This window comes from uncultured Alistipes sp., assembly GCF_910580175.1.
Lineage (GTDB): Bacteria > Bacteroidota > Bacteroidia > Bacteroidales > Rikenellaceae > Alistipes.
This window is the reverse complement of record NZ_CAJTXD010000001.1, coordinates 61,480-74,476: the sequence shown is the minus strand read 5'-3', so window position 1 is coordinate 74,476 and position 12,997 is coordinate 61,480. Positions and strand designations below refer to the sequence as shown.

Below are 12,997 nucleotides of genomic sequence, written 5' to 3'. Positions count from 1 at the left end.
AATTAAAAAAATTAAAACGTATGTTTGAATCCGACCCCGGCAAAGGGGTTCTGTTATTTTTATGCTATCGAATACTTGATATCGTTCTCGTCCAGAAAACCGATCAGCGACTGCGTAAGGCTTACCTTATAGCTTTTCGAAAAAAAACGGCTCGAAACCCCTGTCGCCGGATCGTAGAGGTTGACCCGGAAAACGGTATCGCCCTTGGCCTCGCGCACCTTTTGTGTCAAGTCGTGTACCAAATCCTGCGTCACGTCGCCGACAGACAACCGAACGCTCATCTCCTTGATCATCGTATCGCGCAACTCCTGGAGCTGCACCATGGAAATGATCTTGAACTCCAACTCCTGGTCGTTGTAGGGACGCGGCTGCACCTTGCCGCGGATGAAGAGGAAATAATCGGGGAAGAGGTATTTGCGGAAATTCTCGTAATCCTTGCTGAAAAGCGTGAATTCGTGCGTGCCGTTGTAATCCTCCAACAGGAACTTGCCCCATGGCCTGCCGCTCTTGGAAATCAAGTTCTGCACGCTCACGACCATACCGGCCACGGCGATCTCCTGCCCGCGCAGCGATTCGAGGTTTTCGAGATCGGAAAGCTGCGTCTTGCACATGTGGTCGATGATGACCTTGTAGTCGTCCAGAGGGTGGGCCGAGAGGTAAAGACCGATCATCTCGCGCTCCTTGGCGAGGGTCTCCAACTGGGTCCAGTCGGCGCAGGCCGGCAACACGGGGCGCTGGATGTCGACCTGCCCGCCGCCCCCGAAAAGGCTCTGCTGGGCGTTGTTCTTCTCGGCCTGGAAACGTTGGCCGTAACGAATCAACAGCTCGATGAAAGTCAAGCTGTTGGCATCGCGCAGATCGGCCCCGAAAAACTTGCCGCGATGAAACCCTGAAATCGAATCGAACGCTCCGGCATAAGCCAGATTTTCGAAACATTTGCGGTTGATGACCGTGAAGTTGACCCGCTCCATCAAGTCGTAGATATCCTTGAAACGCCCGTTCTCCGCACGCTCGGCGATCAGACTGTCGACAGCCGCCTCGCCCACGCCCTTGACCGCAGCCAGACCGAAACGCACGTCGCCGGCCTCGTTGGCCGAGAATGTCCGCATCGACTCGTTGATATCGGGACCTAAAACTCGGATACCCATGCGCTTGCACTCGTTCATGTAGAGTGTCAGCTGCTTGATGTCGGCCAAGTTTCGGCTGAGCAACGCGGCCATGAACTCCGACGGGTAATGCGCCTTCAGATAACCGGTCTGGTAGGCAACGTAGGCATAGCATGTCGAATGCGACTTGTTGAACGCATAAGATGCGAACGCCTCCCAGTCGCCCCAAATCTTCTCGCAGACGGCCATGTCGTGCCCGCGCTCACGGCATCCGGACAAAAACTTGGGCTTCATCTTGTCCAGCACGTCGCGCTTCTTCTTACCCATGGCCTTGCGCAGGGTGTCGGCCTCGCCGCCCGTGAATCCGGCGAGCTTCTGCGACAACAACATGACCTGCTCCTGGTAGACGGTAATGCCGTAAGTGTCGCTCAAATACTCCTCCATGTCGGCAATGGGGTAGGTTACCGGCTCGTAACCCTGCTTGCGGGCGATGAAGCTGGGGATATACTCCATCGGGCCGGGCCGGTAGAGGGCATTCATGGCGATCAAGTCCTCGAAGCGGTTGGGCTTCAAGTTCTTGAGGTGCTTCTTCATACCGGGGGACTCGAACTGAAACAACCCGGTGGTCTCGCCGCGGGCGAAGACCTCGTAGGTCGGGGCGTCGTCGAGGGGAATTTCGTCGATATCCACCTCCTCGCCGCGCACGGACTTGACATTGGCGACGGCATCCTTGATGATCGAGAGGGTACGCAGCCCCAGGAAGTCCATCTTGATCAGGCCGACGCTCTCGACCTCCTTACCCTCGAACTCCACCACGTTCAGATCGGCATCCTTGGCGATGGCCATAGGCGCGAACTTCTCCAAGTCGTCCTGGCCGATGATGACGCCGCAGGCATGCACGCCGGTCTGGCGGATCGAACCTTCGAGTTTCTCGGCATACATCAACGTATTGCGGATCAACTGGTTCGGCGACTCGCGCTCGGCGGCCAGCTCGGGCGACTCCTTATAGACGAAATCGAACGGCGTTTCGCCGTGCTTCTTGTCGGGTGTGATCTTATCGGGCACCAACTTGGAGAGGCGGTCGCTCTCCGAAAGGGCCAGCTTCTGCACGCGGGCCACGTCCTTGATGGCCATCTTGGGAGCCATGGTGCCGAACGTGACGATCTGGGCGACACGCTTCTGACCGTATTTTTCCACACAATAACGCAACACGTCGGCACGGCCGTCCTCATCGAAGTCGACGTCGACATCGGGCAGCGAGATACGCTCGGGATTCAAGAAACGCTCGAACAGCAGGTCGTACTGCAAAGGATCGATGTTGGTAATCTTCAAACAATAAGCCACGACCGAACCGGCGGCCGAACCGCGGCCCGGCCCGACCGAGACGCCCATTTCGCGCGCGGCACGGATGTAATCCCACACGATGAGGAAGTAACCCGGGAATCCCATCCACTCGATGGTCTCCAACTCGTATTTCAAACGCGCCTCGACCTTCTCGCCCAACACCTCGCCGTAACGGCGGTGCGCCCCCTTGTAGGTAATGTCCTTGAGGTAGCAGAACTGCTTGGCGATCATCAATTTGTCGGCCAAATCCTTATCGTCGGACACGAACCGCTCCAACTCCCCGACCGAAGCGCAGGCATCGATCTTGCCCAATAACTCCTTGTCCTCCAATTTCTTGACGAACGAAGCGCGCAACTCGTCCAGCACCAAGGGAAAATCGTCGGGCGGCGGAAAGTTGGGCATCAACGGAGCATGGGCCAACGAATAGGTTTCGCACTTGTCGGCGATCTCCACCGTGGTGGCCAGCGCCTCGGGATGATCCGGAAAGAGCGCCGCCATCTCGTCGGGCGACTTGAGGAACTCCTGGAACGTATAGCGCATCCGCTTGGGGTCGTCGAGGTCGCGGCCCGTATTGAGACAGATCAGATGGTCGTGCGCCACGGCATCCTCGGCGAGGATGAAATGCACGTCGTTGGAACAAATGTATTTCACGCCGTACTTGGCCGCCAACTCCAACAACGCCTTGTTGACCCGCACCTGGTTCTCGTAGACGTCGGCATCCTTCTGCGGATCGCCGGAGGGGTGGAGCTGCATTTCGAGGTAGTAATCGTCGCCGAAAATCCCTTTGAACCACTCCACGACCCGCTCGGCCTCGGCCATGTCGTTGCGCATGATGGCCTGCGGCAACTCGCCGCCCAAGCAAGCCGAACAACAGATCAACCCCTCGTGGTACTGCTCCAACAACTGCTTGTCGACGCGGGGCTTATAATAGAAACCCTCGGTAAAGGAGTAGGAGACCATTTTGCAGAGGTTATGATAACCTTCGAGGTTCTTGGCCAACAAAATGAGGTGGTCGCCCGCCTTTTCGTCTTTGTCCTTCTCGAAACGGTTCTTTACCACGTAGACCTCGCATCCGAGGATGGGCTTGATCTCGTTGTCGGTGGCCGTGTCGTGGAAGTTCTTGACGCCGTACATATTGCCGTGGTCGGTAATCGCCAGAGCCTTCATACCTAACGCCTTGGCCCGCTTGATGAGCGGCTTGATGGCTGCGGCGCCGTCGAGAATCGAATACTGGGTATGTACGTGCAGATGAACGAAATCGGGCATAAGTCAAAAAAAATAAAGGCAGAAAAGCTGCCGGGGCTAACTTTTGCAAATATACGGAAATTTATACGAGAATCCTTGGCAAGAGTCTTGCAATTTATCAACAAAATGCTTAACTTCAAGTAACCAATCGAACCCCACCGACATGCAAGACGAAACTATGGTTGTATTGGCGGAATACAACACCCCCACCGAAGCCGAAATCGCCAAGTCGATGCTCGACAGCGCCGGCATCTGGTCTACGATCCGCAACGAATACATGGCGTCGATCTATCCCCTGGGCACGATGCCCGCACAAGTGGTCGTGCGCTCCGAAGACTACGAAAAAGCGCAGGCCATGCTGCGCCACCGATAAGCCGCCGAACGCCGCGTCGCCCGCCTATATCCCCGCACCGGCGGATTACCAGGCCGCGAAATCGACCAGCATCTCGTAGGGCATTCGGGCCGCTATGCCGTCGACCTTGCGGGGCGTCCATTTGCCGCGGCTGTTGCGAATGACGCGCACCACTTCCTTAGCAAGTTTTTCGTCGGGCGTTTCGACCACCTCGTCGATCGTAATGCCGCCGTCGGATTCGATGAAAAAACGGACATGCACCCGGCCGCCGGCATTGTTGCGGAAACGGTCGTTGTAGCGGATATGTTTCCGCAGCCAAGGATGAAAACTCTCGCGCGGATCTTTACCCATGAAAAGCAGCGGATCGGGATTCAGCGCCTGCTCGATCCGCTCCAGCGGCAGCCGCAGCCGCAACCGCACCTGGTAGGGCACCTTGCGATCGCCTTGCCGGGCCGGCTGCCACTCGCCCTCCAGACTTTCGAACGCATCGGCCACCAGTGCACGCGTCGCGGCGCTCGCCGGCTCGATGTCGATATGATCGCGCCCCTGGCTCGTGCTGTCGGCGAACCGCCAACAAGAGATGCCTCCCGCCGTATCGACCCGGAACGCCACAGCCACATGCTCGGACAGCTCGGCATAGGGGTAGCGCTTCTCCACGGCCAGATTCTTGATCCGGGCAGCCAGCCGAGCACGAAAAAACCGCACCTCGCCGCCATTGAAAGTAGGTGGCACAACATCTTCATTTTGTGCATATCCTACTCCACTCAAAAGCAATGCGATGATAAGAGTTGCGATGCGTTTCATACGGATTCTGTTTTTCATGCGTTCCATATTTCCCACGCCGCTTCGGCCTGGGCGCGGAACATCGTTTCGCCGTTCAAAATCCGGGCCTGACGCTGCCGCCCGTAATCCAGAAACTGCGTAAGCGGCGGATTATAGACCAGGTCGAGCAGTCGATGCGCCGGCGTGACATAAGCATAGGGAATGCGCGGCGCCTCGCCGACGGCAGGGTAGGTGCCCACGGGCGTGGCGTTGACAATCAAAGGACTTTGCTCCACGACCTCGCACGGGAGGTTGTCGTAAGTATAATTGCCTTTGCCCGCATCGCGCGAGACCAGAAAAAACGGGATGTTCCGCTCCGTCAAGGCATATTGCACCGCTTGCGAAGCACCGCCCGTACCCAACACGAGGGCCTGCCCGGGCAATTCGTCGCCCAACAACTCGTCGAGCGCGGCACGCAATCCGACAATATCCGTATTGTGCCCGACCAACCGCCCGCCGGTCTCGCGCCGCACGCAATTGACTGCGCCGATCATACGGGCGTCGAACGAAAGGTCGTCGAGGTAGCGCATCACTTCGCGCTTGTAAGGAATCGTCACATTGAAGCCCTCCAATTCCGGCATCGCCTGCAACAACTCGGGCAGCGCATCGATGGAAGGCAGCTCGTGGAGCGCGAAAACGCAATCGGCGATCCCCTCGCGCCCGAATTTCGCCGTAAAATAGGCAGCAGAAGCCGAATGGCCCAGCGGCCTGCCGATCAAACCGAAACGCCGCATCGTCATTGCTGTTTCTTCGCCATCGCGCGGGCCGCCGCCTCGATTCCATAGATGGCAAGGAATCCGACGACGCACAACGCCGCAGCTACGGCGACCGACGCCGGACGATCGTAGAGCGCCTCGAAGCGCCCGGGCCAGATGTTGGCCTCGACCAAAGGCTGCACCTTGCCGTGGCTGTCGACATAAGTTTCGAGCACCTCTTTCCACGGCCACACCTTGTTGAGCGAACCGATCATGAAACCCATCAATGTAGCGACCGTCATGTCGTGCCAATGCTTGAGCAACCAAGCCAACAAATGCGAGAACGAAACGATGCCGATCACGGCGCCGACCAGAAAAACAGCGATCACGGGAAGATTCAAATCGCCGACAGCCTGCAATATATATTGGTATTTGCCCAACAACAAGAGGATGAATGCACCCGAAATACCCGGCAGGATCATAGCGCAAATGGCTATGGCCCCGGCCAGCATCACGAACCACCAAGTGTCGGGCGTCTCGGCCGGCGTGGCGACCGTGATCCACCAAGCGACGGCAGCCCCCACGATCAACGCGGCAACGCTCCGCCAGTCCCACTTCCCGATCTGCCGGGACACCAGCCAGGCCGAGGCGACGATCAACCCGAAGAAGAACGACCACACGGCGATGGGATGGTGGGCAAGCAGATAAGTCATCAACCGGGCCAACGAAAAGACTGCGACACCGATCCCGAGCAGAACGGGCAACAGAAACGGCCCGTTGATATGGCGCCAAAAGTCGCCCAACCGCAATTTAGCCAACAACCGCAGCGCAGTGGCGTCGACGCGGCGGATCGAGCCGATCAACTCCTCGTAGATGCCCGAAATGAAAGCGATCGTGCCGCCGGAGACGCCCGGCACGACATCGGCCATCCCCATGGCGCACCCCTTGAGCGCCAAAACGATGAAACGGGAAAAATTCATGATACAACGTAATTTAAAACATACAAAGATAATGATAAGCGAGGGCAAAAGCAAGCTCGCTTGCATTTTGCCGAGCGAGAGTATCTTTTAAAAACCGAGAACAGAAGACGGGGGAGGTTCGTTTCTTGGGCAAAATAAGATCAATAATTAAGCATCGTTTTTTGAAGCCTTGCTTTAAGTTTTTTTGCGTATTCTGCACATTTTTCGTACTTTCGCAATTTCGGAACTCCGAATCTGTCTATGAAGAATATCGCATTTATCCACAGCACGTTCCCCATGGGCGGTGCCGAACGCGTCAGCGCCGACATCGCGGCGGCCCTTTGCGGGGGAGGGTACAAGGTATATCTGCTGGCGGAAAAGATCGACGAAGCGATTCTGCGTCCGATAGACCGGCGCTCCATGACATTCGTCGAGCTGCCGGACAAAAAGTCATGCAGCAAAAAGACCTGGGCACGTACCGTGGCCGAACGTCTGCGCGACCTGCACATCGACTGCTGCATCATTCCGATCGACCCGATGCCCTGCATGACGCTCGTGCGCCGCATCGTCGGGCCGCACTGCAAATTCATCTTCCACGACCACGGCATGCCGTTCTGGTGGGTCGACTGCAAAATGGCCCGGCAAGAGAGAAAAGCTCTCGAAAACGGATCGTTGTGGGAGCGCTTCATGTGGTATTGCATAAAACGTCCCAAAGAACGGGTTTTCAAAATCTACACGCGCCGGTTCGAACGGATGTACCGCCGAGTCTATGCGCAAACCGACCGTTTCGTCGTGCTCTGCGAAGGCTACCGCCGTACCCTCGAATCGGTCGTGGGCGCCGAACACGCCCGCTCGAAAATCCGCGCCATGCTCAACCCGCTTTCCGAAGTTGCGGAGTCCGATCCCGAAAAGCGGCACGAAGTTCTTTACGTGGGCCGCATGAGCTACGAAGACAAACGCATCGACCGGCTGCTGCGCATATGGGCACGGGTGCAAGATCGCTTTCCGGACTGGGAACTCAAACTCGTCGGCGACGGCCCCGAACGTGGAAACCTGGAGCGCATGGCCTCGGAACTCGCATTGCAGCGGGTGCAGTTCTGCGGATTCTCGACTTGTCCGAGCGAGCACTACGACACGGCCGCCATTCTGTGCATGACTTCGACGTTCGAAGGATGGGGGCTGGTTCTGGCCGAAGCGCAGGCTTCGGGCGTCGTGCCGATCGCTTACGGCTGTTCGGACGGCGTGCGCGAACTGCTGGGCGAAGACGGCACGACGGGCATCGTGATCGAGCCGTTCGACGAAGAAGCCTACGTCCGTGAACTCGCGGCCCTGATGGAGGATTCCGAACGGCGCCGGCGCATGCAGCCCGCCATGAAAGCCCGGGCCGCCGAATTTTCGCCCGAAGCATGCGGACGCCGCTGGATCGGATTGTTACAGGAACTGGCAACCGAAGCATAGGCCTCGCCACGCCGGCGGAATGCAGTTTTTCCGGTTTCGTGCGGATTTTTCGTTATTCCGTCGTATATTTGCAGAATATGCAAAGCTATTCCATCTGACAAAACAACGACCTCAGTTATATGGCAGACGAAAAAATCATCTTCTCGATGGTGGGCGTTTCCAAGATGTTCACCAACCAGAAAAAAGTACTCAACAACATCTACCTCTCGTTTTTCTATGGCGCCAAGATCGGCATCATCGGTCTGAACGGCTCGGGAAAATCGACTCTGATGAAGATCATCGCCGGCGTGGACAAAAACTTCCAGGGCGAAGTGGTCTTCTCGCCGGGCTACTCGGTGGGCTACCTGGAGCAGGAGCCGCAGCTCGACCCCGAAAAGACGGTGCGCGAAGCGGTCGAAGAAGGCTGCGCCGAGACGATCGCACTGCTGAAAGAATACGAAGAGATCAACATGAAGTTGTGCGAGCCGATCTCGGACGACGAAATGGCCCGCATGATCGAACGCCAGGGCGAACTCTACGAAAAGATCGACCACGCCAACGGCTGGGAGATCGACAGCGTGCTGGATCGCGCGATGGACGCCCTGCGGTGCCCGGAGGCCGACCAGAAGATCGCCGTGCTGTCGGGCGGCGAACGGCGCCGCGTGGCCTTGTGCCGCCTGCTGTTGCAGCAGCCCGACGTATTGCTGCTGGACGAGCCGACCAACCACCTCGACGCCGAGTCGATCGACTGGCTCGAACAACACCTTCAACAATACAAAGGCACGGTCATCGCCGTGACGCACGACCGCTACTTCCTGGACAACGTGGCCGGGTGGATCCTCGAACTCGACCGCGGCGAAGGCATCCCCTGGAAAGGCAACTACTCGGGCTGGCTCGAACAGAAGACCGCCCGCATGGCCATGGAAGAGAAGCAGGAGTCGAAGCGTCGCAAAACCCTGGAACGCGAGCTGGAGTGGGTGCGCATGTCGCCCTCGGGCCGTCATGCCAAGTCGAAGGCCCGACTTTCGGCCTACGACAAGATGATGAACGAAGACACGAAGCAGAAGGAGGAGAAACTCGAAATCTTCATTCCCAACGGCCCGCGTCTGGGCGACGTGGTAATCGAAGCCCAGGGTGTGAAAAAAGCGTTCGGCGACCGGGTGTTGTACGAAGGTCTCAACTTCTCGCTGCCCCCGGCAGGTATCGTGGGCGTCATCGGCCCCAACGGCACGGGGAAAACCACCCTTTTCCGCATGATCATGGGACTGGACACGCCTACGGAAGGATCGTTCCGCGTGGGGCCGACCGTGAAGCTGGCCTACGTCGACCAGCAGCACCAATCGATCGATCCCGAAAAATCGGTCTACGAAGTAGTTTCGGGCGGCGCCGACCTCATCACGCTGGGCAACCGCCAGATCAACGCCCGGGCCTACATCGCCCGCTTCAACTTCACGGGAGCCGACCAGGAGAAGAAGTGCGGCATGCTCTCGGGCGGCGAACGCAACCGCCTGCATCTGGCTCTGGCACTCAAGGAAGAAGGCAACGTACTGCTGCTGGACGAGCCGACGAACGACATCGACGTGAACACGCTGCGGGCGCTGGAGGAGGGTCTCGAAAACTTCGCCGGCTGCGCCGTGGTCATCTCGCACGACCGCTGGTTCCTCGACCGCATCGCTACGCACATCCTTTCGTTCGAGGGCGACTCGCAAGTGGTCTTCTACGAGGGATCGTACAGTGAATTCGAAGCCTGGAAACGCGCCCAGGGCGGCGACACGGAACCGCACCGCGTGAAATACCGCAAACTGATAGAAAACTGACATCCAAATTCTTCGGCGGCGGGAGGGCGATCGGCCGGCGTCCGGTCTCCACGGACAGCAGGTTCTCCCGACTTCCGTCCGCACACAAAGTTCATTTAGCAAGATGCAGAAACCTTCGATTCCCAAGGGTACGCGCGACTTCTCCCCGCTGGAGATGATGCGCCGCAACTACATATTCGACACCATCAAAGGGGTGTTCCGGCTCTACGGCTTCGCGCCGCTCGAAACCCCGTCGATGGAGAACCTCTCGACGCTGCTGGGAAAATACGGCGACGAGGGCGACAAGCTGCTGTTCAAGATTCTTAACTCGGGCGACTACGCCGCGGGCCTCGCCGACGAGGAAGTGCGGCAAGCGTCGAAAATCTGCGAAAAGGGCCTGCGCTACGACCTGACCGTGCCGTTCGCACGTTACGTCGTGCAACATCAGGGCGAGTTGTCCTTCCCGTTCAAACGCTACCAGGTGCAGCCCGTATGGCGCGCCGACCGACCGCAGAAAGGGCGCTACCGCGAATTCTACCAATGCGACGTCGACGTGATCGGCACGCGGTCGCTGCTGTGCGAAGTGGAGCTGGCCGAAATCGTGGAACGCGTCTTCCGGGCCTTGGGCATCCGCGTGACGCTCAAGATGAACAACCGCAAGATTCTCTACGGCATCGCCGAAACCATCGGCCATGCCGACAAGATGACCGACATCACGGTAGCCATCGACAAACTGGAAAAGATCGGACTGGACAACGTGAAGGCCGAACTGCTCGACCGCGGGCTGGAACCGCAGGCGATCGATCGGCTGCAACCGATACTTGAACTAACGGGAGACAACAGGCAGAAACTAACCCATTTGCGCCAAGCAATCAGCACCTCGGAAACCGGGCTGCAAGGCATCGAGGAGATGGAGACCGTCCTGGGCCACATCGAACGGCTGAAATTGCAGCTGCCCGTCGAAATCGACCTTTCGCTGGCCCGCGGACTGAACTACTACACAGGGGCCATCTTCGAAGTCAAGGCGCTCGACTACGCCATCGGGTCGATCTGCGGCGGCGGACGCTACGACGACCTCACGGGCATCTTCGGCATGCCGGGCATGTCGGGCGTGGGCATTTCGTTCGGCGCCGACCGCATCTACGACGTGATGACGGGGCTGAACCTTTTCCCCGAGGAGGTCGACAACTCGACCCGGGTGCTGTTCGTCAACCTCGGAGCCGACGAGGAGGCCGCCAGCCTCGAACTGCTGCGCGGGCTGCGCGACGCAGGCGTCCCGGCTGAAATCTACCCCGAAGCGGCCAAGATGAAGAAACAGATGGAATATGCCAACCGCCGCTCCGTGCCGTTCGTGGCGATCGTCGGATCGCAAGAACTGGAAACACAAGCCGTAACGCTCAAGGACATGCGCTCGGGCGAACAACGGCAGGTGCCGTTCGGCGAACTGGCGCAACACCTCCAATAAAACGGACACACCGCAGACGGCGGCAAAAAGTGCGGCATGCCGTTTGCCGACACATGCCCGTCGCAACTCCGGCCCCATGAAAGCGCAAACTTTGTGGTTGCGCTTTCATACACCGTCCGGCAGTCGCTTGCGGGTCGCCCAGACGGCAACCGCCCACGCTTCATTCCTTTAACCGTTCGCTCCGATGCGCTGTATCTTTGCACTTCTCGTTTTGCAGACCCTGGTTTGTCTCCGGGCCTATGGCCAGACGCCCGCGGGCGACCCGGCTGGCGAACAATTGCAAAAATTCACGCAGATCTACCGCTATCTGAACCGGTTTTATGTCGACGAGGTGGAACCCGGCCCGCTGATCGAAGGGGCCATCGAAGGCATGCTGGGCAAACTCGATCCCCATTCGGCCTACATCGACGCCGAAGATATGCAACAGGTCGACGCCAGCGTCGAAGGCGAATTCAGCGGCGTAGGCATCGAGTTCGGCATCCTGCGCGACACAGCGATCGTAGTAGGTATTCTCGACGGAAGTCCGGCACAACGTGCCGGCGTACTGCCCGGAGACCGGATTATAAGGATCGACACGCTCGACGCCATAGGCATCGCCCGAGACGCCGTGCCGGGACATCTGCGCGGCAAACGCGGATCGCGCGTGGGGATCGACATCGTGCGGCGGGGGCACTCCGCACCGCTGCATTTCGACATCGAACGCGACATGATCCCCCTGCGGACGGTCGATGCGGCCTACCTGACCGAAAACGGAATCGGCTACATCAAGGTAAACCGCTTCGGGCGCACGACCTCGACGGATTTCCGCCAGGCCTACAAAAAACTGGGCGCCCCTGAACGCCTGATTCTCGATCTGCGGGGCAACAGCGGAGGACTGCTCCAACAAGCCATCGAACTGGCCGGCTTCTTCCTGCCGCGCGGCGCGCGGATCGTCTCGACCGAAGGCCGGGCGGTCAAGGATATGATGTACGAAGCACCGGCCAACGGCCCGGCCCGGCACTGCAAACTGGCCGTACTGATCGACGAAAAATCGGCTTCGGCCTCGGAAATCGTAGCCGGAGCCATCCAAGACTGGGACCGGGGCGTCGTCCTCGGCCGCACGAGTTTCGGCAAAGGACTGGTGCAAAGGCAAGTGCGCCTGTCCGACGGATCGGCTATCCGAATTACGACAGCCCGCTATCGCACCCCCTCCGGACGGATCATCCAACGCCCCTACGAAAACGGCAACCGGCGCGAATACTATCTCGATCATCTACGCGATCATCCGCAGGCGACCGATTCGCTCCAGACGGCACCGGCCTATCGGACGCTGCACAGCGGACGCACGGTCTACGGCGACGGAGGTATCCGGCCCGACATCGTGATCGCGGCCGACACGGCAGGGTACACGCCATATTATACGACCTTGCTGCGAAACGGCATCGTCAACGACTATGCGATCGACCGCATGGAACGCGAACGCGGAGTCATGGAGACATCCTATCCTACGGAAGAACTTTTTATCCGGGACTATCCGGTCGGCGACAGCATGCTTTATGAGTTGGCAGAAGCCGGCGCCCGACAAGGCATCGACTTCGACGAAAGCGGGTTCGTCCGTGCCGCACCGCGCATGCGCACCGATCTGAAAGCGCTCTTGGCCCGATATCTTTTCGGCGCAGAAGCCTATTATCGGGTGGTCAACACCTCGGCAGACCGGACATACGGACAAGCCTTGGCGATACTCGACGATTGGGAGAACCTGGGCCGCCCCATACTGGAACCGTAAAATCGACACGA

General features: G+C 58.7%; 9 protein-coding genes. 5 read left to right on the top strand and 4 right to left on the bottom strand.

The genetic code is table 11. The features are described 5' to 3' along the window. Positions 1-59: 59 nt before the first annotated feature. On the bottom strand, positions 60-3,716 hold the full coding sequence (dnaE, locus tag QZ298_RS00330; protein ID WP_296004532.1) for a DNA polymerase III subunit alpha: 3,657 nt from the start codon (positions 3,714-3,716) through the stop codon (positions 60-62). A gap of 142 nt (positions 3,717-3,858) precedes the next feature. On the opposite strand from dnaE, the gene QZ298_RS00325 reads away from it, so the two are divergent. Next, positions 3,859-4,068: a DUF2007 domain-containing protein gene (locus QZ298_RS00325; RefSeq protein WP_363323904.1), complete on the top strand. Its 210-nt coding sequence runs from the start codon at positions 3,859-3,861 to the stop codon at positions 4,066-4,068. A 45-nt stretch (positions 4,069-4,113) separates the two neighbouring features. Here QZ298_RS00325 and QZ298_RS00320 read toward each other — a convergent pair whose 3' ends face one another. Genes QZ298_RS00320 through QZ298_RS00310 form a run of 3 tightly spaced genes read right to left on the bottom strand, consistent with a single transcriptional unit; the run spans position 4,114 to position 6,544 of the window. Beyond that, entirely contained in the window at positions 4,114-4,851 is a 738-nt protein-coding gene (locus tag QZ298_RS00320) for an energy transducer TonB (protein ID WP_296004529.1), read from the bottom strand. A gap of 14 nt (positions 4,852-4,865) precedes the next feature. Next, positions 4,866-5,603: a shikimate dehydrogenase gene (locus QZ298_RS00315; RefSeq protein WP_296004527.1), complete on the bottom strand. Its 738-nt coding sequence runs from the start codon at positions 5,601-5,603 to the stop codon at positions 4,866-4,868. A 2-nt stretch (positions 5,604-5,605) separates the two neighbouring features. Further along, the gene (locus tag QZ298_RS00310; RefSeq protein ID WP_296004525.1) at positions 5,606-6,544 is read right to left on the bottom strand and encodes a DUF368 domain-containing protein; all 939 of its coding nucleotides are present in this window, start codon (positions 6,542-6,544) and stop codon (positions 5,606-5,608) included. A gap of 240 nt (positions 6,545-6,784) precedes the next feature. On the opposite strand from QZ298_RS00310, the gene QZ298_RS00305 reads away from it, so the two are divergent. The 4 genes from QZ298_RS00305 to QZ298_RS00290 all read left to right on the top strand — a co-directional run bounded on the left by QZ298_RS00305 (position 6,785) and on the right by QZ298_RS00290 (position 12,986). Continuing rightward, positions 6,785-7,981, top strand: a complete 1,197-nt coding sequence (locus QZ298_RS00305) for a glycosyltransferase (protein ID WP_296004524.1) — start codon at positions 6,785-6,787, stop codon at positions 7,979-7,981. Positions 7,982-8,100: 119 nt separating this feature from the next. Next, positions 8,101-9,777: an energy-dependent translational throttle protein EttA gene (gene ettA / locus QZ298_RS00300; protein WP_296004522.1), complete on the top strand. Its 1,677-nt coding sequence runs from the start codon at positions 8,101-8,103 to the stop codon at positions 9,775-9,777. A 103-nt stretch (positions 9,778-9,880) separates the two neighbouring features. Continuing rightward, positions 9,881-11,221 carry a histidine--tRNA ligase gene (gene hisS, locus QZ298_RS00295; protein ID WP_296004521.1) on the top strand — a complete coding sequence of 447 codons (1,341 nt, stop codon included), beginning with the start codon at positions 9,881-9,883 and terminating at the stop codon, positions 11,219-11,221. Between the two features lie 184 nt (positions 11,222-11,405). After that, on the top strand, positions 11,406-12,986 hold the full coding sequence (locus QZ298_RS00290; protein ID WP_296004520.1) for a S41 family peptidase: 1,581 nt from the start codon (positions 11,406-11,408) through the stop codon (positions 12,984-12,986). The last annotated feature ends 11 nt before the right edge of the window (positions 12,987-12,997 follow it).